Source organism: Anaeromassilibacillus sp. An172, assembly GCF_002160515.1.
Classification (GTDB): domain Bacteria; phylum Bacillota; class Clostridia; order Oscillospirales; family Acutalibacteraceae; genus Limousia; species Limousia pullorum.
Map to the genome: position 1 here is coordinate 16,565 of NZ_NFKS01000002.1, position 20,594 is coordinate 37,158.

Here is a 20,594-nt window from a genome sequence, read left to right on the forward strand (position 1 = left end):
TCAGCTCCTTGATTACTCTTTATCCAGTTCATCTATAATTTCCAGCGCAATAACTTTTTTCCTTACACATCTGTCCATTGCGTTTTTCTCTATATATCTGTGGGCGTCAGGCTCACTCATTTTCTTTTTGTCCACCAAAAGCCATTTAGCCCTGTTCAAAATTCTTACCTCTTTCATTTTTTCCTGCAAGTCGGAGTTTTTTTCATAGAGATTTTTAAGCTTAGCCCTTGTGGCTATTATAAGCCTTAATGACTGTGAAAAAAGCTGGGGAGAAACAGGCCTTGACATTGTTAAAACTCCCGCCGACTCAACCTTATATGAAACAGCTTCATAATTTTCGCTTTTTACAAATAAAAGAACTCCTGTGCCGCTGTTGTTTGCCACATCGAGGGCAAACTGAGTTCCGAATTCATCGGAAAGAGGGGTATTTATAAGAAGAATATCTATTGGAATATCCGAAAGAATTCTCCTTGCTTCTCCTGCGCTGCTGCCGACAAATATCTGAGAAAACTGATTTTTTTGTAAAAGACTTTTGATTGATTCGCAGGTTTTTGGGGAAGAGGATACGACCAATGCGTTCATCGGTTCAGGTCCGGCAAACAAAACTATCACTCCTTCATTTTTGTCTTTGCAAACTGCTTAGTTTCAGATATTGTCAAATTCAAAATAGCAGGCGGGAAGAATCCTTTTAAGCCAGCTGCTGCTCTTTGCGATTGATACCGCCTGGTCTAAAGAATAGGGCAGAGCTTTAAGCTTGTCGGTAACCGCTTTTTCCGCAGTGAAAAGATTTATATTTTCCGGTATACCCGGCTTGAGATTTCTTCTTATTCCGTCAAGTCCGGCATTTATAAGTAATGTATATGCGATATATGGGTTTGTCATTGGGTCTGGAGAGCGCAGCTCAATTCTTCTGTACTCGCCGTGAGCCGCAGGAATCCTGATAAGCTGGGAACGATTTTCCGGTGACCATGTGATGTATTTCGGAGCTTTTTTCTCACCTAAACGGAGATAGGAGTCCTTGCATGGGTTTAAAAATGCTGACATTTCTTCCACATGCTCCAAAACTCCTGCCATAAAGCTTTCCCAGTAATCGTTGTTGTCATCGCTTCTTATAGACATATTTATATGCATACCGTTTCCGCTTTTGTCCTTTAATGGCTTTGGTGAAAAGTCGGCGTAAAGACCGTTGCCCATGGCGATAGCTTCAACCACGGATTTAAAGGTTGTTGCATTGTCGGCGGCGGTGAGAGCGTCGCTGTAACGAAAATCTATTTCATTTTGACCTGGGCCTTCCTCGTGATGAGAGCTTTCCGGTTTTATTCCCATGTCAAGGAGAGTAAAGCAGATTTCTCTTCTCACATTTTCGCCCTTGTCCAGAGGGGCAATGTCCATGTATCCGGCTTTGTCAAATGGGGTGTCGGTGGGGTTTCCTTTTTCGTCGGTATGGAAAAGATAAAACTCAAATTCTGCGCCGAAGTAGCAGTCAATGCCCATTTCCTTGGCTGCTTTTATTGATTTTTTCAAAATATATCTGCTGTCCTTTTCAAAAGGAGTTCCGTCAGGGTAGGAGATATCGCAGAACATTCTGATAACCCTGCCGCTTTGGGGACGCCATGGGAGAATTGCAAGTGTTGACGGGTCGGGGTGAAGAAATAAATCGGATTTTACTTCATCTCCGAAACCGTTTATTGCAGAAGCGTCGAAAGAAATTCCGTGAGAAAAAGCTCTGTCAAGCTCGTCGGGCATAATGGCAATATTTTTTTGTACTCCGTTTTTGTCGCAGAAAGCCAGTCTTATAAACTTTACATCCTCTTCCTGCACAAATGTTTTTACTTCTTCTAATGAATACATTGCATAAACCTCCGTATTTAAGGAAAATAAGTAAATAATTTTCTTCCCGCTGTCAACAATACAATTATTATTGTTTGTATCAGCGATAAACCTGTAAAAAGAAAACGCTCATAAAAAAGGGCATAAAAACCCCTTTGTATGAACGCCTTTGCTCAACTTTATTATTACTATTATACATCCGGCAATAGAAATGTCAAGAATTATTCTGTTATATGCAGGATTAAAAAGGAAATTATTCATAATTATTATTTTTATATTGACAAACAGGGGATAATGGAGTAAAATATGCAAAGTGAAACGGCAAAGGTGTCGCAGATAGTATCTGTATACCTGTGCCGTTTTTTGTTTTTTAAAAGTAAAATTACAAAGTATTTCAGAAAAATGCACGAGAAATGAGGTTGTTATTATGGCAAAAACCGGTCAGACTCTTTACGACTCACGTTTTGAACATGATGCCTGCGGTATCGGTGCGGTTGTAAATATAAAAGGAAAAGCGTCACACAAAATAGTTGACGACGCTTTAAAGATTGTTGAAAGACTGGAACACAGAGCCGGCAAGGACGCATCCGGAGAAACAGGAGACGGCGTCGGCATTATGGTCAATGTTTCCCATAGCTTCTTTCAGCCTGAATGTAAAAGCCTTGGAATAAATCTTCCGGAAAAGGGAGATTACGGAGTGGGAATGTTTTTCTTCCCACAGGAAAAGCTCGAGAGAAATCAGGCTAAAAAGATGTTCGAGGTAATCGCAGTCAAGGAAGGCTTGGAGTTTTTGGGCTGGAGAGAGGTTCCCGTATGTCCGGAGATTCTCGGAAACAGAGCGAGAGACTGTATGCCTTTTATTATGCAGTGCTTTATCAAACGCCCTGAAAACACAAAAAGAGGTATTGAGTTTGACAGACGCCTTTATATTGTGAGAAGGGTTTTTGAACAGAGCAACGACAACACATATGTGGTTTCACTTTCCTCAAGAACTGTAGTTTATAAGGGAATGTTCCTTGTAAATCAGTTGAGACTTTTCTATCCTGATTTGCAGAGGGAGGAGTATCAGTCCGCTATAGCAATGGTTCACTCAAGATTTTCCACAAACACAAACCCAAGCTGGGAAAGAGCACATCCAAACAGATTTATTCTCCACAACGGAGAAATCAATACAATAAGGGGCAACGTGGACAGAATGTTGGCACGTGAGGAAACAATGTTTTCACCGGTTATGCCGGAAGAGGACATGGACAAAATTTTCCCTGTTGTAAACGCCTGCGGTTCTGACTCTGCAATGCTTGACAATACAATAGAATTCCTTGTAATGAACGGCGTGGAGCTTCCGTTGGCTATGATGATGACAATTCCGGAGCCTTGGAGCAAAGACCAGATGATGAGCAGAAGCAAAAGGGATTTGTACTGCTACTACTCAACAATGATGGAGCCTTGGGACGGCCCTGCCTCAATTCTTTTCTCCGACGGTGAAAAGGTGGGCGCAATCCTTGACAGAAACGGTTTAAGACCATCAAGATATTATATTACCGAGGATGACGAGCTTATTTTGGCTTCCGAGGTCGGCGTTCTTGATATCCCAGAGGAAAAAATTCTTTTGAAATCACGTTTGCAGCCGGGCAAAATGCTTTTAGTTGACACAAAAGAGGGCAGACTTATTTCCGATGACGAGTGCAAGGAGTATTACGCCCAGAGAAATCCATACGGCGAATGGATTGATATGCATCTTGTTCGTCTTGAGGATTTGCCTATTCCAAATAAAAGAGTTGAAAACTACAGCCAGCAGGTGAGAGACAGACTTTACAAGGCTTTCGGTTACACCTATGAGGACATCAAAAACATGGTTCTTCCAATGGCTAAAGACGGAATTGAGCCAACATCCTCTATGGGTATCGACACACCGCTTGCAGTGCTTTCCGATAAGCACCAGCTTCTTTTCAATTATTTCAAACAGCTTTTCGCACAGGTTACAAACCCGCCGATAGACGCTATCAGAGAGGAAATCGTAACCGATACCACCGTTTACGTTGGTTCAGACGGAAACCTTTTGGAGGAAAAGCCTGAAAACTGCACGGTTGTAAGCATTAAAAATCCAATCCTTACAGCCGTTGACCTTATGAAAATAAGAAGCATGAACAAGCCGGGCTTTAAGGTTGCCACTTTGTCACTGCTTTACTATAAAAATACTTCCCTTGAAAAGGCTTTGGATCATCTTTTCATAGCCTGTGACAGAGCCTATAAAAACGGTGCAAATATTATGATTTTGTCCGACAGGGGAGTTGACGAAAATCATGTTGCTATACCGTCACTTTTGGCAGTATCCGCAATGGAGCAGTATCTTGTAAGAACAAAGAAGAGAACAGCAATTTCCATTATTCTCGAAAGTGCAGAGCCGAGAAATGTTCATCACTTTGCCGCTTTGCTGGGTTACGGCGCAAGAGCCATAAACCCGTACCTTGCCCATGAGAGCATTACCGAGTGCATAGAAAAGGGAATGCTTGATAAGGATTATCATACAGCTATAAGGGATTACAACCTTGCAGTGCTTCACGGAGTTGTAAAGGTTGCCGCAAAGATGGGTATTTCTACCTTGCAGTCCTACCAGTCCTCACAGATTTTTGAAGCTGTGGGAATTGAGAAAAGTGTTATAGATAAGTACTTTACCAACACAGTAAGCCGTGTGGGCGGTATCGGTCTTAAAGATATAGAGGACGATGTGGAGTACAGACACAACCACGCTTTTGACCCATTGGGACTTGGCGTTGACACAACCTTGGATAGCCTTGGACTTCATAAGTTCAGAGGCGGCAGTGACACAGAGGAACACCTCTACAGCGCAGAAACAATAATTGCCTTGAGAGAAGCCGCAATGACAGGAAATTACGAGAAGTTTAAAGATTATACAGATAAAATCGATAACACTGAAACACCATTTAATCTCAGAGGTCTTATGGAGTTTAACTTCCCTGAAAACGGAGAAATCTCAATAGATGAGGTTGAGCCGGTTTCTGAGATTGTAAAGAGATTTAAAACGGGAGCTATGTCCTACGGCTCTATTTCTAAGGAAGCCCACGAGTGTATGGCGATAGCCATGAACATGCTGAAAGGCAAGTCAAATTCCGGCGAGGGCGGCGAAGAGCCTGAAAGACTTGGAACAGAGCGTTCAAGCGCAATTAAGCAGGTTGCCTCAGGACGTTTCGGCGTTACCAGCGAATATCTGGTAAGCGCAAAGGAAATTCAGATTAAAATGGCACAGGGCGCAAAGCCGGGCGAGGGAGGACATCTTCCGGGCAAAAAGGTTTATCCATGGATTGCAAAGACAAGATATTCAACACCGGGTGTGTCCCTTATCTCACCTCCTCCTCACCATGATATTTATTCCATCGAGGACTTGGCTCAGCTTATTTACGACCTTAAAAACGCCAACAGAAAGGCGAGAATTTCCGTAAAGCTTGTTTCTGAGACAGGTGTAGGAACAATCGCCGCAGGTGTTGCAAAGGCAGGCGCACAGGTTGTGCTTATCTCCGGCTATGACGGAGGAACAGGTGCAGCTCCTCAGACTTCAATTCACAATGCAGGACTTCCTTGGGAGCTTGGTTTGGCAGAAGCACACCAGACACTTATCCAGAACGGCTTGAGAACAAAGGTTGTCCTTGAAGCCGACGGAAAGCTTATGAGCGGAAGAGATGTTGCCATTGCCGCAATTTTGGGCGCAGAGGAATTTGGTTTCGCTACAGCTCCTCTTATCACAATGGGATGTCTTATGATGAGAGTCTGCAACAAAGACACCTGTCCTGTGGGAATTGCCACACAGAATCCTGAGCTTAGAAAGCGTTTCTGCGGCAAGCCTGAGTATGTTGTAAACTTTATGACCTTTATCGCAGAAGAGCTGAGAGAGCTTATGGCAAAGCTTGGAGTGAGAAAGGTAGATGAGCTTGTGGGACGCACAGACCTTATAAAGGTAAAGGAGAACATGAGCAGTGAAAAATCCAGAAAGATTGATTTGTCCGCAATCCTTTACAAGGGCGAGGAAAACGCTGTGCATTTCAACCCGGAAGATGTTTACGACTTTAAGCTTGAGGAAACATTGGACGAAAGCGTTATTTGCAAGAAGTTCAAAAGATCAATTAAAAACGGAAATCCCGATAAAATAGATATAAAGGTAACAAGTATCAACAGAACCTTGGGAAGCATCTTCGGTTCTGAGATTACAGAAAAGTATAAGAACACATTGCCTGACGACACATATGTTGTAAACTGTCACGGCGGCGGAGGTCAGTCCTTCGGAGCATTTATTCCAAAGGGACTTACAATGGTGCTCGAGGGCGACAGCAACGACTATTTCGGAAAGGGACTTTCCGGCGGAAAGCTTGTTGTAAAGCCTCCAAAGGAGAGTAAATTTAAAGCAGAGGAAAATATTATTATAGGAAACGTAGCTCTTTACGGAGCAACAAGCGGCGAGGCATATATAAATGGTATAGCCGGTGAAAGATTCTGCGTAAGAAATTCAGGAGCTTTTGCGGTTGTAGAGGGCGTGGGCGACCACGGCTGTGAGTATATGACAGGCGGCAGAGCGGTAATTTTAGGTAAAACCGGTAAAAACTTTGCAGCAGGTATGAGCGGCGGTATCGCTTATGTGCTTGATGAGGACCATACACTTTATCTCAAGCTCAACAAAGAGATGGTTTCAATGACAGCCGTTAAGGAAAAGCACGATATTGCAGAGCTTAAAACCCTTATTGAAAATCACGTAAGGGAAACAGGCTCAAGTATCGGTAAGAAGATTTTGGACGATTACGAGGGATATCTTCCTAAGTTTAAAAAGATTATTCCAAATGATTACAGTAAAATGATGAAAGCAATAGGAAAAATGGAAGAAAAGGGAATGTCAAGAGAACAGGCAGAGATCGAGGCATTCTATTCCATAGCAAACAACTGAGGAGGGATATTATGGGAAAGCCAACAGGATTTTTAGAGTTTGAAAGAAAGAATAATTCCACACGCAGTCCCCTTGAGAGAATAAAGGATTTCTCTGAGTTCCATCCTCAGCTTTCAAAAGAGGACAGAGAACAGCAGGGCGCAAGATGCATGAACTGCGGCGTGCCCTTCTGTCAGTCGGGAATGATGCTGGAAAGCGGTTTTACAGGCTGTCCGCTCCACAACCTTATACCGGAGTGGAACGATGAGATATACAGCCACAACTGGGAAAACGCATTGTCAAGACTGCTCAAAACAAACAATTTTCCGGAATTTACCGGAAGAGTTTGTCCGGCTCTCTGTGAAGCCGCCTGCACCTGCGGACTTGATTCAGACCCTGTAACAATCCGTGAAAACGAATTGGCAATTATTGAAAACGGCTACAAGCAGGGATATATCAAGCCAAGAATTCCAAAGGTTAGAACAGATAAAAGGGTAGCCGTTATCGGTTCAGGCCCTGCGGGACTTACCGTTGCAGATATGCTTAACCAAAGAGGTCACAATGTCACAGTATATGAAAAAGAGGACAGAGTGGGCGGACTTCTGATGTACGGTATCCCTAATATGAAGCTTGACAAAAAAATCGTAAACAGAAAAGCAAGGCTTATGGCTCACGAGGGAATAAGATTTATTGTAAATACCGATGTGGGCAGAGATGTTTCCGTCCAGGAGCTCATGGATAATTACGACGCAATTGTGCTGTGCTGCGGAGCAAAACAGCCAAGAACACTGAATGTTTCCGGAATGGATGCAAACGGTGTATACTTTGCGGTGGACTTTTTGACTTCCGTTACAAAAAGCCTTTTAAACTCCAATTTGCAGGATAAAAAATGTGTAAGTGCATCAGGCAAAAATGTCGTAGTTGTAGGCGGCGGTGACACAGGCAACGACTGTGTGGGAACCTGTATCCGTCAGGGCTGTAACAGCGTTGTACAGCTTGAAATGATGGAGCCCCTTCCAAAAACAAGAAGCAAAAATAATCCATGGCCTCAGTGGCCTAAGGTTTTGAAAACCGATTACGGCCAGGAGGAAGCTATAGCAGTTTTCGGAAAGGACCCGAGAGTTTACTGCACCACAGTTAAAAACATCATAGCCGACGAGAGCAATAATATAAAGCAGATTGTCACAGTAGAGCTTAAATGGGAAAGAAATCCGGAAACAGGCAGATTTTCACCGGTTGAGATTGAGGGCAGTGAAAAGGTTTTGGACTGTGATTTGCTTTTAATTGCCGCAGGCTTTACAGGCTGTGAGGAATATGTTTCACAGGAATTTGAAGTTGAAACAACGGAAAGAAACTGCATTAAAACAGGAAAAGGTTCCTACAAAACTGAAAATCCAAAAGTATTCGCCGCAGGTGATGCAAGAAAAGGACAGTCACTTGTAGTGTGGGCAATAGCCGAGGGCAGAGAATGCGCTAAAGAGGTTGACCGCTTTCTTATGGGTTACTCCAATATGATTTGATGATTGATTGTAGATAAAGAGAAAACAGGGGAAGAAACAATTCCTCTGTTTTTTCTTGCGTAAATTTGTTTTGTAAGCTATAATAAAAAACATTACAAATTTATTGGGGTGTTGATAATGAAAAAGGCAAAGGTTTTTTGGAAGATTATGAAATACACAAAGGCGGACAAAATAATTTTCGGATATCTTTTGTTTTTTGTTGCGGCGGCGTTTGTTATCTGGCTGTTCGAGCCGGAGATAACCAGAATTTGGGACAGCCTTTGGTATTGCTATGTTACATCAACCACAATAGGCTTCGGAGATTTTGTGGCTGTGACAATAGTGGGAAGAATAGCTTCAATAGCTTTGAGCATTTACAGTATAATAGTAATAGCCTTGGTTCCCGGAATTGTAGTTAGCTATTTTCTGGAGTACACAAAGGTTAGAACAGACGAGAGTATGCTTCTTATTACAGATAAGCTTGAAAACCTGGATAAGCTGTCAAAAGAGGAGCTAAAGGAGCTTTCTACCAAAATAAAAAAATTCAGAAAGAACAGAGGAAACGAAGCTAAATAAATATGTAGAAAAATCGGGTATTGTTTAATATCCGATTTTCTTATACATCGGCATAAAAACGGGAAAAATAAAACAACTTGCTAAATTTATCCTTATATTGTAAAATATAAATAGAAATATAAAGAAGGAGTAACAGACATGGCTGTACTGAGTGTTCATAATCTGGAAATGAGTTTTTCTGAAAGGGTCTTGTTTTCTCAGGTTAGTTTTGATATTGAAGCTTCCGACAAGGTGGGTTTTATCGGTGTAAACGGAGTGGGAAAGACTACACTGTTTAAAATTCTTTGCGGTAAAATGGAGCAGACCGGAGGAGACTTCTTTACATCCAAAAATCTCAAAATAGGATATATGGAACAGCATGCCTGTTCAAATTCGGAAAATACGGTTTATAACGAGCTTTTAAGCGTGTTTCCTCACCTTATAAGAATGGAAGAGGAGATAGACAGACTCAATCTTGATTTGGAAATGGGCAGGTCAGATGAGAAAACTATAATGCGTCATACGGAGCTTTCGGAACAGTTTGCGGCTATGGACGGACTTGTTTATAAAAGCCGAACAGCCTCAGCTCTCACAGGCTTGGGATTTAAGCAGGAAGATTTTAATATGCCTGTTAAAAAATTAAGCGGAGGACAGCGTTCAAAATTAAGCCTTGCAAAGCTTCTGCTTTCCGGTTCTGACATAATACTTCTTGACGAGCCTACAAACCATTTGGATATAAATTCTGTAGGCTGGCTTGAAAGCTTTATAAGGGACTTTAAGGGAGCGGCGATTATAATAAGCCACGACAGATATTTCCTTGATACGGTTACAAATAAGACAATGGAACTTGAACACGAAAAGCTCCAGATGTACAAAGGAAACTACACCGAGTTTATAAGAAAAAAGGAAGAGGCAAAAAAGGCCGCTGAAAATAAATACAAAAAAGACATGGCGGAAATAAAGAGAATAGAGGGAATCATTGAACAGCAGAAAAGATGGAACCGTGAGAAAAACATTAAAACCGCCGAAAGCAAACAGAAAGAAATAGACCGCATAAAGGAAAACCTTGTTGTACCTGAAAGCGAACTGGAAAACATAAAGTTCAAGTTTCAGCCAAACACTGAAAGCGGAAACGACGTTTTGATGTGCGAGGGAGTTTCAAAGACCTTTGGAGAAAAGAAGATTTTTGAAAATGTGAACATGCACATAAGAAAAGGAGAAAAGGTATTTATTGTGGGCAGCAACGGCTGCGGCAAGACCACACTTTTCAGAATAATAATGGGAACCGTGCCTGCGGACAGGGGAGAAATAGATTTCGGAGCAAAGGTTGAAACGGAATATTTCGACCAGATGCAGGAAAACCTAAATATGGAAAAGACCGCAATGGATGAAATATGGGATGAATATCCTAAAATGACCCAGACACAGGTTAGAACCTCCTTGGGAGCTTTCCTTTTCAAAGGCGACGAGGTATTCAAGCCCATAAATCAGATGAGCGGCGGCGAGAGAGCCAGAGTTTCACTTTTAAAGCTTATGCTGGGAGGAGGAAACTTCCTGCTTTTGGACGAACCTACCAACCATTTGGATACAACCTCAAGAGAGGCGCTGGAAGAGTCCTTGAAGTCTTATGAGGGCACAATGCTTATCATAAGCCACGACAGATATTTTATAAACAAGCTTTCAGACAGGATTTTGGAGTTAAAGCCCGAGGGTATGACAGAGTATCTTGGAAACTATGATTACTACATGGAAAAACGCCTTGAAAAATCCGGACAGGACAGCGGCAAAACTCATACAGAAACAAAAAAATCCGCAGGCGCTATAGATTATAAAATGAAAAAGGAAATGCAGGCACAGGAAAGAAAACGCCGTTCCATGCTAAAAAAGACAGAACAGGAAATAGAGGAAACCGAGCTTGAAATGGAAAAGGTAAATGAACAGCTTGCAGACCCTCAGGTAACAAGCGACTATCAAAAGCTTATAGAGCTTTCCGGAAAGCTTGAGGAGCTGAAAGCAAAGCAGGAACAGCTGTACGAGCAGTGGGCGGAGCTCAGCGACTGATTATTTGTGTTTTGTGCATTTTATAACTTATTGGCTTTGAGTTTACTGCATGTGTGTTTCTAAGGTGAATTGAAAATACAATACAAAAGGATAATTTACCAAAATAAGTGAAATAATGGGATTTTCTATTGTAAAAAAAAAGAATTGCAAAAAAAACGTCGAAATGTTAATATGTTAGTGTAAGCAAGTATAATAATAAGGTGTAATAAAAAGGGTAGGAAATGGAGGAATGACGATGTTTTGTCATAAATGCGGCAGAGAACTCAACGACGATGTTTCCAGATGTCCTTTTTGTAATGCAGATACTTCCGCATATTTAAAAGATGATGACAGCTCACTTCGTGAAATTTTAAGACTCAGCGAAGAGTTGAACGAAGAAAGCGACACTGCCACAGACTCCTCTGGGGTTGAGATTGATACAGACGGCGAAGGTTTTACCGAACCTTTGACAGAGCCTTTGGATACTCCAGACGATGAGGGAGAGGAATGGCATGACTGTTCTGTTACAGAGAGTTTAGAGGAAGATGCTCATCAGCTCAGAAAAGAGTTTGACACAAGCGACGGTTTCTATATTCCTAAAGTAGCAGCCATTAAAGCGGGAATTTTGCCCAGTGAAGAGGAGCAGACAGAAGTTCTTCAGGAGGAAACTGCTGAAGTTGTTGATGACAGCCAGGAAGAAATTCAGGAAGAACCGGAACAGCAGGAAGATATTCAAGAGATTGAAACTATCGACGCTGAGGAAGAACCGGAAGAAGAGGAATATGTTGATGAGACAGAGGAATTTATCAGCAACTATGTTCCCATAAATGAAATACCGGAGGAAGAGCCGGAAGAAGAAAGAGAAATCGACGAAGATATAGATTACGAAGACGGATTTGTAGCAAGCTATGATGATGGATTTACAGATAACGGCTACAGCGAAGAAAGAGTTCCTGAAGAAGAATTCTACGATGAAGAGTTTGAAGAAATCGAAGAGGAAGAACCTGAAAAGCCGAAAAAGAAAAGCGGTTCAAAAAAGAGATATGTAGTTATCCCTGTTTTGATAGTAATAGTAGCTGCGGCAGGATGGTTTGGACTTTCAGAGTTTGTTATAAATTCCTCAGCCAGCGAAGCTATATCGGCCTTTGCAGATAAGAAATACGACACAGCGGCGAGCATTTATAATGAAAGCGTAAAAAATTCACCTATACAGATGTGGATTTTTGAGGGCAAAATGAACTCCTATATAGATGAAGTTTTAAATGAACATCGTGATAAGGTGTTAAGCTATGATGAAGCTAAAATTGCTTTGAACAGCGTTATTGCCCTTGATGACGACAGATTTATCGAAAAGGCAAAAGAAGCCCTTGAAACTATAGAGGCTTTGGAAGAGTCAAGAGCGGCTTATGCGGCAGGACAGAAGTATTTCACAAACGGTGATTATATTGCCGCCGCAAAGGAATTTGACAAGGTAATTGAAAGCGACCCTGACTACAGCAAGGCGGTTGCGTCAAGAGACCGTTCATATGAAAAGTATAAGGAAGATATTCTTTCAAGAACCAGCGGATGTGAAACAGTTGAGGAATACAGAGCAGCTATTGAACTTCTCAATGAAGCAGTTGAAAATCTTCCTAATGATACAGAGTTAAAAGCAAGACTCGACAACTGTAAAGAGGGTCTGGAAGAGGCAGTTATTTCAGAAACAGTTGAAAGCGCAAATTCTCTTATAGATTCAGGAAACTATAAGGATGCATTGAGTTTGATTGATGAAACTCTGAAAGAGTATCCGGACAACAGCACACTTTTGAATCTCAAGTCAAGCTGTACAGACAGTTATATTTCATCTTCGGTATCTCAGGCACAGCAGCTTGTAGCTTCTGAAAAATATATGGACGCTATTGACCTTATGGATTCAATGCTTGCCCAGTTCCCGGACAACGAAACACTTACAAATTGCAGAAACGAATGTGTAAACGCCTACGTTAACGCAGCAGTAAGCAGTGCCGATGAATTTATGGATGCAGGAAATTATGAAACTGCCCTTACTGTAATAAACAAGGCATTGAATGATTTGCCGGACAATTCAACGCTTCTCAATAAGAAAGAAGAAATTGAAACCAATATGCCGGTGAGCCTTATGGAAGAGTGTCCGCCAACTGACGGCACAAACCTCAAGACCTTTACAAACAGCTCAACCAGCAGCTTCAAAATTGACGGCAAAACCTACCGTGAAGGCTTTACCCTTTACAGTTCAAACGGTTGGTTTGCAAGCGGAAACGGTGTAGCTAATATGAAAATAGGCGGCGGCTATTCAAGACTTACTTTCAATGTGGGTAAGGTTGACGGAGGAAAAGATGTAAACGGTGTTCTCAATGTTTATGTTGATAACGAGCTTGTGGACACAATCACAATTTCCAGTGACAGCGGTTTGCAGTCCTTTGAAATACCACTTAATTACGGTTCAAACCTTAGATTTGAACTTTCCCCAGAAAGCGGAAGCTCAACACCGACTTACGGATTTACAAACCTTACTTTGTACAAGTAATTAAAAAACGGGATGCGGATTATTATCCGTGTCCCGTTAACTTTTTCAATTAAAAACTCAAAAAATATATTAAAACAGCTTGCAATTTTTTTATCTGTATGATATAATAATCAACGTCTTATGGGGGCGTAGCTCACCTGGGAGAGCGCTTGAATGGCATTCAAGAGGTAGTCGGTTCGATCCCGATCGTCTCCACCAATAAAAGGACTTCGTTTTGAAGTCCTTTTTTGTTTTGTCTATTTTTCAAACATGGTTTTTTGTTTTGCTTTTAAAAATATAATGCTTATCACAAATGCGCACAATTCGGCAAATGGTATAGACAGCCACAAACCGTCGATTCCTAATATGGCCATCATAAGATAAAGGCCGGCTATGATAAATAAAAAGGTTCTTGAAAAAGAAACAATGGCAGAGGTTAAGCCGTCTGAAAGTGCGGTAAAAAACGCCGATGTGAATATATTAAAACCTGAAAAGATAAATCCCACAGAAAACAGCATCATTCCGTGCTTTATAAGCTCGTGTACATTTTGATTGTTTTCGGAAAACAAACTTGCCAGCGGATTGCTCATGGAAAACGCCAGTACAAAGGACAACACCGATGTGGCTAAAACAAACTTATAGCAAATTCTTTTCAGCTTATTGAGATATGCGCAGTTTCCTGCCCCGTAGTGATAGCTTAGAATAGGTGCAACTCCCACGGAAAATCCCAGATACAGCGCAGTCAAAAGAAACTGACTGTACAAAACAGCTGTAATAGCCGCAACACCGTCGTTTCCCAGGTGTTTCATCATTGTGATGTTAAAAAGCATTGTGGTGATGCTTGTGGAAAGGTTTGTGACCATTTCAGAAGAGCCGTTTGTACAGCTTTTTAATAAGGCTTTAAAGTCTGCCTGCGGAAGAGAGAAGCAAAGGCCATTTCTGTTTTTAAGGAAAAATATCACTCCGCCTATTGCAGGAATAAAATATCCTGCCGCAGTGGCAAGGGCGGCGCCTGAAATACCGCTGTTGAAATGAGCCATAAAAACATAGTCTAAAATCATATTTGAAATACCTGCGGAAACAGTTAAAATCAGACCCAAAGCAGGTTTTCCTGCGGCAACAAAAAAGCTTTGAAAAAGTATTTGAAGAGTAAGCACGGGAGCAAACACCAAAAGAACCGACAAATAGCTTTTGCATAAGGGCATAAGTGTTTCACTGCATCCCAAAAAGGTGAGAAGTGGTTCTAAAAAAATAAAACTGACAACTGCTAAAGCCGCAGTGACCACAAGAGCTGACAAGGTAATAAAAGCAAAGAGCCTGTTAGCTTTTTTGGAATTTCCTTCACCAAGCTGGATTGATACAACTGCGCATCCGCCTGTAGAAAACATAATACTTATGGCATAAAAAAGACTTAACAGGGGATAGCATATGTTTATTGCCGACAGTGCGTCGGTACCTACAAGGTTAGAAACGAACATTCCGTCCACTATTGTGTAAAGAGATGTAAATACCATCATTGCAATGGACGGAGCAGAAAATCTGAGCAGAGATTTTAAATCAAACTCCTTTGCAAGATTGTTGTTCATGTCAATACCTCCGACAATTTATTTGATTTTTCTCTTTGCAGATGATATTATAAAGTATAGGGTAACACAATAGTCAATAGGTGATTTGATGAAAAATAAAAAAGTATACTTTACAACAGGTGAATTTGCAGCCCTTTGCAATGTAGGAAAGGATACGCTTTATCATTACGATAAGGTGGGAGTTTTTTCACCTCAGTACATAGGCGAAAACGGGTACAGATATTACCATGCAATGCAGTACGATACTTTTCTTGTGATAGATGCGCTCTGTGATTTGGGAATGACCTTAAAGGATATAAAGGAATATTTAAACAACAGAAGTCCCGAAAATTTTGCAGAGCTTATGGAACGTCAGATGCCTGTTATAGACGAAAAAATTAGAAAGCTTGAGAATATAAAGAAAATCTTCATAGAAAAGAAAACCAATATAGCCTCTTTTGAAGAAAAAAGAGGAGTGGTGTTTGAAACATATCAGGAAGAGGACGAGGAATATTTCTGTTCGGAAGAGCTGGGTTCCTTTGACGATGTGGAAATGGTTACGAAGATATCACGTCTTATAGATAAAAACCTGTTTACGGCAACATACAACACAGTGGGTTTTGTAAGCGAGCCGGTTTTTTCTGAAAATGAAATCAGATTTGAAAACAGCAGATTTTATCTTAAACCCATAAACAGAGCCTTTCACACAGGTTCCGAAAAGCTTGTAAAGAAAAAAGGAAAATACCTTTCCGTGTATCACACAGGCGGTTATGAAAAAATAGAAAAATCATACAGGATATTATATAATTATTCTCTTGACAATGGTTTGGTGTTTGAAAAAGAATTTTTTGAAGAGGAAACAGTGGATTTGCTGGCGGTAAAAACATATAAGGAAACAGTGGTGAGAATTTCGGTAAAAGTTTTGGAATAAAAATAAATATTGACTTTTTATTTCTAAACTGATAACATTTGATTATGATATTAAGATTTAAGGAGGGTTTATTGAATGATAGACTTTGAAAACGGCGACGTGTTTAAGCTTAGAAAAGTCAAAGATGAAAAGGTTGACAATAATATTTTAGCTTTGCTGATTCCTAAGGAAGAAATAATAGGTGTTTACAAAAGCGTTCGTGATTATGTTGTATTTACAAACAGAAGATTTATATCTGTGAATATTCAGGGAGTAACAGGAAAGAAAAGAGATTACACCATTATGCCTTACAGTAAAATATCTGTTTTTTCAATAGAAACCTCCGGTGTTCTTGATATGGACAGCGAATTGCAGCTGTTTTTCAGCGGAGTAGGAAGAGTTACTTTTGAGTTTACAGGAAACTCTGACATAGTGGAAATTGGACAGATGATAAGCAGACATATGCTTTGATACAAAAAAGACACGGTTTATTCCGTGTCTTTTTCTTTATGAGTCAAAAAGAAATGCGGCTGAAAACAGCCGCACGAATTATCATATTATTTAATTAAACTATAGACAGAACGATTGTAATTCCTGTGTCAGGGTCTGTAGCTGTAAGTGTATTTTGAGCTTTATCATATGTGTACTGAGTTTCAACACCGTCAAAGGTTGTGGTGAGAACAGAGTCACCGTTAAACACATATGTGCCGCTGTTTTCCTGATCGCCCATTGAAGCTGTAACTGTGCCGTCATCGTTAAACACATACTTGGCCTCGCTTGAAGATACAAAGGAGTTGTAATCCTCTGAGCCTTCTTCAAAACCCTGAGCGATTGCCGCCTGAGACACATATTCCTCGTAGGTCATTTCAGTACCTTCTGAATCGGTAACGGTCTTTGGAGAATATGTACCTGTGAAAGAAGCTTCGTCAGCGTTGCTTTCGGAAATATTCTCTGCTGTTTTGTCTTCGGTTGTATCGGTTGTAGAAGCTTCGGTTGAAGTGATTTCTGTAGTGTTTTCTGTAGTTTCTGTATCGTTGCCTGAGCAGCCGGTGAAAGCGAACATAGCGATAGCGCAAGCGCAGAGAACTGCAAAAATTTTCTTAGCCTTCATAATAATTACCTCTCTTTAAATTTAGTCTGAATTTGTTTTTGTGGTAAACACTTATACATATGTAAAAAACCAGTGTCTAATCACAGGGTGGATTATATCATCTGAAAACATGGCAGTCAATTAAGTTGTGGCTAAATGCATTTTGATGTGGCGAAACACTTGTATACGACAAATAAACATAATTTTCTCGGAGGTTTCAAAAAAATAAAATCTGTTAATTTTGTTTTATTTTTTAATAAAATACTGTACGTTTTTAGATATTTATGATATAATGAAAAACAAAAACGGAGGAGATAATTATGCTGCAAGCGGGAATGAAAGCACCTGATTTTACTTTAAGTGATAAAGACGGAAACATGGTTTCACTGTCAGATTTTATGGGCAAAAAGGTAGTAGTTTATTTTTATCCAAAGGACAACACACCGGGATGTACAAGACAGGCATGCGCTTTTTCTTCATCATATGATAAATATACCGAAAACGGAATTGCCGTTATAGGAATAAGCAAGGACAGTGTAAAATCTCACGGAAACTTTGCATTGAAGCACAGTCTGCCTTTTATTCTTTTAAGCGACCCTGAGCTTTCCGCCATAAAAGCATACGATGTATGGAAGGAAAAGAAGCTCTACGGAAAAGTTTCTATGGGTGTTGTCAGAACCACTTATCTTATAGATGAGAAAGGTGAAATCGAAAAGGTTTGGGAAAAAGTAAAACCTGACAACAACGCCACAGAAATTCTTGCATATTTGGGAATAGAATAAATTATAATAGATTATCCTTGCGGTTTTAATGCTGCTGTTGGGAGTGACATAATTTGAAAATAGAAAGACTGTATTTTACTGTTGAATCGCCCTGCGACGGACTTCCCCTTTCGGCTATAATGACAAAGCCGGAAAATCCAAAAGCACTGGTGCAGATTTCTCACGGAATGTGCGAACACAAAGAGCGTTATCTGCCGTTTATACGATTTCTCAACGAAAACGGTTTTGCCTGTATAATACATGACCACAGAGGACACGGAAAAAGTGTCCGTGGATATGACGACCTTGGTTATTTTTATGAAAACGGAGCGGACTCTTTGGTTGAAGACATCCACGCCGTGACAGAATACGGAAAAAATTCTCTGCCCGGTTTAAAGGTTTTTCTTTTGGGTCACAGTATGGGTTCTTTGGGCGCAAGATGTTACCTGAAAGAAAATGATAAGGAACTGTCGGGTCTGTTTGTATGCGGCAGTCCAAGCAATAACCCATGGGGAAGATTTGGGAATATGTTTGACGATTATCTCATAAAAGCACACGGAGATCACGGAAGAAGTGTTGTTGTGAATAATGTGTTTGTAAATGCCCTTCAAAGGAATTTCAGAAAGGATAACATTCCTAATTCCTGGATTTGCAGTGATTTGGATGTTGTGCATGAGTATAACGAAGACCCTCTTTGCAATTTTTCCTTTACCTTTAACGGATACAAGGCATTGCTTGAACTGCTTTCAAAAACATATTCTAATGATGGCTGGAAAGTTCAAAATCCTCATTTGCCAATACGCTTTTTATCCGGCAGAAACGACCCATGTATGGTAAACGAAAAGCTTTTCATCTCATCCATTGAACATCTAAAGGCTATGGGATATGAAAATATTACATACAGAATATTTGAAGATATGCGCCATGAGATAATCAACGAAAAGGGAAAAGAAGCTGTTTACAGTGATATTCTCGATACGCTGAACCTGTGGCTGAATGAATAGGAGAACTTTAAATGACTGAAAGAGAAAAAATGCTTGCCGGTGAGTTTTACGACGGCTCAGATCAAGAACTTTTGGAAATGTGGCATAGAGGAAAGAACCTGGTAAGAAAATACAATAATACCGATTCAGAGAAAAGGGAAGAAAAACTTAGTATATTAAAAGAGTTGCTGGGTGGTTTTGGTTCTAATCTATGGATTACATCTCCTTTCTATGTGGATTACGGAAACAATATTTTCTTTGGCAATAACTGCGAAGTCAATATGAACTGCACGTTCCTCGATGATAATAAAATAATTATTGGAGACAATGTGCTTATAGCTCCAAACGTACAGCTTTATACAGCTTTTCATCCGTTAAGCGCAAAAGAACGCTTCGGCGAGATGAAAAACGACGGTTCTGTTGAGTTTTGCAAAACCCAGACGGCGCCTATTATTATAGGAAATAACGTGTGGATTGGCGGAGGAGCTATTGTTCTTCCGGGAGTGACAATAGGTGATAATGTTGTAATCGGCGCAGGCAGCGTCGTTACAAAGGATATACCGGATAATGTCATAGCATACGGAAATCCTTGCAGAGTTGTAAAGGAAAATAAGTGATATCCGTGCAATAATATATTAACCGCTAATATGAAAAACTTGGTAATGAAAAACAAATAAAAATATAAAAGATTTTAGAAAAGCTGATGATTATTTTCATCGGCTTTTTTCATTTTAAAAGAAAATAATACTAAGAGACAATTTCCTTTTCTATTTGATTTAAAAAGGGAAAAATATAATTGAAAGAAGGTGATTAAAATTTTTAATAACGAAAAAATTAAAGATGCGAGAAAACTAATTGCCGCCATGTACCTTGTAATAGCTTTTTCATTTTTTCCTGTTTTTTATCCAATGGAAAATCAGGCTGACCCGGTGGGAAAAAATGTAATAGCCGAAGAAACATCCTCAAGACAAGTGATTCTTGGAGGAGATGCTTTCGGAATTAAGCTTTATTCAAAAGGGGTGATGGTGGTTGAAATATCAGAGGTTGAAACCGACTCAGGCAAGAAATCTCCGGCAAAGGAAGCCGGAATACAGGAAAGCGACATTATAACCTATGCAAACTCCCAAAAGCTTCAGTCCAATGAACAGCTGTCGGAAATTATTTCCCGGGCAGATGAAAAGGGGATAGCTTTGCAGATACAGCGTGGAGATGAAGAATTTGAAACAACACTGTATCCTGTAAAGGACAGCCAAGGTATAACACGTGCCGGAATGTGGATAAGGGACAGCGCCGCAGGACTGGGAACTATAACCTATTATGATACGGAAAACTCATCCTTTGGTTCATTGGGTCACGGTATCTGCGACACCGACACAGAGGAGATAATACCTGTAGAAAAAGGTCAGATTATGTCAGCCACAATAACCGACGCTGAAAAATCCGTAAAAGGAGAAGCCGGAGGGCTTAAAGGCTATTTCAATTCCGACATAATAGGCGAGGCAGCAGTAAACTGTGAGCTTGGACTTTACGGAATATGCGAGATAGACCCCACATATAACAGACAGGCAATAGAGATTGCAGGTAAGGAAGAGGTACAGCAGGGACAAGCTCAGATTTACTGCACCATAGAGGGAACAACTCCCCAATACTATGACGTATATATTGAAAAGGTCAACTCCGGTGATGAAAAGACCAAAAACATGGTAATAAAAATAACAGATACAGAGCTTTTGGAAAAGACCGGAGGAATAGTTCAGGGAATGAGCGGCAGTCCCATTATTCAAAACGGGAAGCTTGTGGGCGCAGTAACCCATGTATTTGTAAACCAGCCGGAAAAAGGCTATGGTATATTTATAGAAAACATGCTTGAAATATCCGATGAAGTAAATCAGTAAAAATAAAAGTTT

General features: G+C 40.5%; 15 protein-coding genes and 1 tRNA gene. 12 read left to right on the top strand and 4 right to left on the bottom strand.

The window, feature by feature from the left end:
- Nucleotides 1–12: 12 nt before the first annotated feature.
- Both B5F08_RS01280 and B5F08_RS01285 read right to left on the bottom strand, forming a co-directional pair.
- On the bottom strand, nt 13–603 hold the full coding sequence (locus tag B5F08_RS01280) for an ANTAR domain-containing response regulator (protein WP_087376025.1): 591 nt from the start codon (nt 601–603) through the stop codon (nt 13–15).
- A gap of 42 nt (nt 604–645) precedes the next feature.
- A complete protein-coding gene (locus B5F08_RS01285; protein ID WP_087376026.1) occupies nt 646–1,851 on the bottom strand; it encodes a glutamine synthetase family protein in 1,206 nt (401 codons plus the stop codon).
- Nucleotides 1,852–2,257: 406 nt separating this feature from the next.
- On the opposite strand from B5F08_RS01285, the gene gltB reads away from it, so the two are divergent.
- The 6 genes from gltB (at nt 2,258) to B5F08_RS01315 (ending at nt 13,597) form a co-directional block, all read left to right on the top strand.
- Nucleotides 2,258–6,781 carry a glutamate synthase large subunit gene (gltB, locus tag B5F08_RS01290; protein ID WP_087376027.1) on the top strand — a complete coding sequence of 1,508 codons (4,524 nt, stop codon included), beginning with the start codon at nt 2,258–2,260 and terminating at the stop codon, nt 6,779–6,781.
- Between the two features lie 11 nt (nt 6,782–6,792).
- Nucleotides 6,793–8,280 carry a glutamate synthase subunit beta gene (locus B5F08_RS01295; RefSeq protein ID WP_087376028.1) on the top strand — a complete coding sequence of 496 codons (1,488 nt, stop codon included), beginning with the start codon at nt 6,793–6,795 and terminating at the stop codon, nt 8,278–8,280.
- Between the two features lie 117 nt (nt 8,281–8,397).
- Nucleotides 8,398–8,835: a potassium channel family protein gene (locus tag B5F08_RS01300; protein ID WP_087376029.1), complete on the top strand. Its 438-nt coding sequence runs from the start codon at nt 8,398–8,400 to the stop codon at nt 8,833–8,835.
- A 138-nt stretch (nt 8,836–8,973) separates the two neighbouring features.
- Nucleotides 8,974–10,875, top strand: coding sequence for a ribosomal protection-like ABC-F family protein (gene abc-f, locus B5F08_RS01305; protein WP_087376030.1), 1,902 nt, complete (start codon nt 8,974–8,976; stop codon nt 10,873–10,875).
- Nucleotides 10,876–11,110: 235 nt separating this feature from the next.
- Nucleotides 11,111–13,399 (top strand): hypothetical protein, encoded by a 2,289-nt coding sequence (locus B5F08_RS01310; RefSeq protein ID WP_087376031.1) that lies wholly within the window; start codon nt 11,111–11,113, stop codon nt 13,397–13,399.
- A 122-nt stretch (nt 13,400–13,521) separates the two neighbouring features.
- Nucleotides 13,522–13,597: transfer RNA gene (locus tag B5F08_RS01315), tRNA-Ala, on the top strand.
- Between the two features lie 38 nt (nt 13,598–13,635).
- Here the strand turns inward: B5F08_RS01315 and B5F08_RS01320 are convergent.
- Entirely contained in the window at nt 13,636–14,964 is a 1,329-nt protein-coding gene (locus B5F08_RS01320) for an MATE family efflux transporter (RefSeq protein WP_087376032.1), read from the bottom strand.
- An 88-nt stretch (nt 14,965–15,052) separates the two neighbouring features.
- On the opposite strand from B5F08_RS01320, the gene B5F08_RS01325 reads away from it, so the two are divergent.
- A complete protein-coding gene (locus B5F08_RS01325) occupies nt 15,053–15,874 on the top strand; it encodes a MerR family transcriptional regulator (protein WP_087376033.1) in 822 nt (273 codons plus the stop codon).
- Between the two features lie 75 nt (nt 15,875–15,949).
- Complete coding sequence (locus B5F08_RS01330) at nt 15,950–16,324, top strand: PH domain-containing protein (protein WP_087376034.1); 375 nt, start codon at nt 15,950–15,952, stop codon at nt 16,322–16,324.
- A gap of 94 nt (nt 16,325–16,418) precedes the next feature.
- On the opposite strand, the gene B5F08_RS01335 is transcribed toward B5F08_RS01330, so the two are convergent.
- On the bottom strand, nt 16,419–16,964 hold the full coding sequence (locus B5F08_RS01335; protein ID WP_087376035.1) for a hypothetical protein: 546 nt from the start codon (nt 16,962–16,964) through the stop codon (nt 16,419–16,421).
- 299 nt (nt 16,965–17,263) lie between these two features.
- Here B5F08_RS01335 and bcp point away from each other — a divergent pair, with 299 nt between their 5' ends.
- From bcp to spoIVB, 4 genes are all read left to right on the top strand, one after another.
- Entirely contained in the window at nt 17,264–17,725 is a 462-nt protein-coding gene (gene bcp, locus B5F08_RS01340) for a thioredoxin-dependent thiol peroxidase (RefSeq protein WP_087376036.1), read from the top strand.
- Between the two features lie 53 nt (nt 17,726–17,778).
- Nucleotides 17,779–18,708, top strand: coding sequence for an alpha/beta hydrolase (locus B5F08_RS01345; RefSeq protein WP_204245146.1), 930 nt, complete (start codon nt 17,779–17,781; stop codon nt 18,706–18,708).
- A gap of 11 nt (nt 18,709–18,719) precedes the next feature.
- Nucleotides 18,720–19,304 (top strand): sugar O-acetyltransferase, encoded by a 585-nt coding sequence (locus B5F08_RS01350; RefSeq protein WP_087376037.1) that lies wholly within the window; start codon nt 18,720–18,722, stop codon nt 19,302–19,304.
- A 189-nt stretch (nt 19,305–19,493) separates the two neighbouring features.
- A complete protein-coding gene (gene spoIVB / locus B5F08_RS01355) occupies nt 19,494–20,582 on the top strand; it encodes a SpoIVB peptidase (RefSeq protein WP_087376038.1) in 1,089 nt (362 codons plus the stop codon).
- Nucleotides 20,583–20,594 lie beyond the last annotated feature (12 nt).

Bases quoted from the DNA above. Each gene is read 5' to 3' on its own strand.
- B5F08_RS01350 (WP_087376037.1), top strand. From the start codon at position 18,720: ATGACTGAAAGAGAAAAAATGCTTGCCGGTGAGTTTTACGACGGCTCA.
- bcp (WP_087376036.1), top strand. From the start codon at position 17,264: ATGCTGCAAGCGGGAATGAAAGCACCTGATTTTACTTTAAGTGATAAA.
- B5F08_RS01285 (WP_087376026.1), bottom strand. From the start codon at position 1,851: ATGTATTCATTAGAAGAAGTAAAAACATTTGTGCAGGAAGAGGATGTA.
- abc-f (WP_087376030.1), top strand. From the start codon at position 8,974: ATGGCTGTACTGAGTGTTCATAATCTGGAAATGAGTTTTTCTGAAAGG.
- gltB (WP_087376027.1), top strand. From the start codon at position 2,258: ATGGCAAAAACCGGTCAGACTCTTTACGACTCACGTTTTGAACATGAT.
- B5F08_RS01330 (WP_087376034.1), top strand. From the start codon at position 15,950: ATGATAGACTTTGAAAACGGCGACGTGTTTAAGCTTAGAAAAGTCAAA.
- B5F08_RS01335 (WP_087376035.1), bottom strand. From the start codon at position 16,964: ATGAAGGCTAAGAAAATTTTTGCAGTTCTCTGCGCTTGCGCTATCGCT.
- B5F08_RS01320 (WP_087376032.1), bottom strand. From the start codon at position 14,964: ATGAACAACAATCTTGCAAAGGAGTTTGATTTAAAATCTCTGCTCAGA.
- B5F08_RS01310 (WP_087376031.1), top strand. From the start codon at position 11,111: ATGTTTTGTCATAAATGCGGCAGAGAACTCAACGACGATGTTTCCAGA.
- B5F08_RS01300 (WP_087376029.1), top strand. From the start codon at position 8,398: ATGAAAAAGGCAAAGGTTTTTTGGAAGATTATGAAATACACAAAGGCG.
- B5F08_RS01325 (WP_087376033.1), top strand. From the start codon at position 15,053: ATGAAAAATAAAAAAGTATACTTTACAACAGGTGAATTTGCAGCCCTT.
- B5F08_RS01295 (WP_087376028.1), top strand. From the start codon at position 6,793: ATGGGAAAGCCAACAGGATTTTTAGAGTTTGAAAGAAAGAATAATTCC.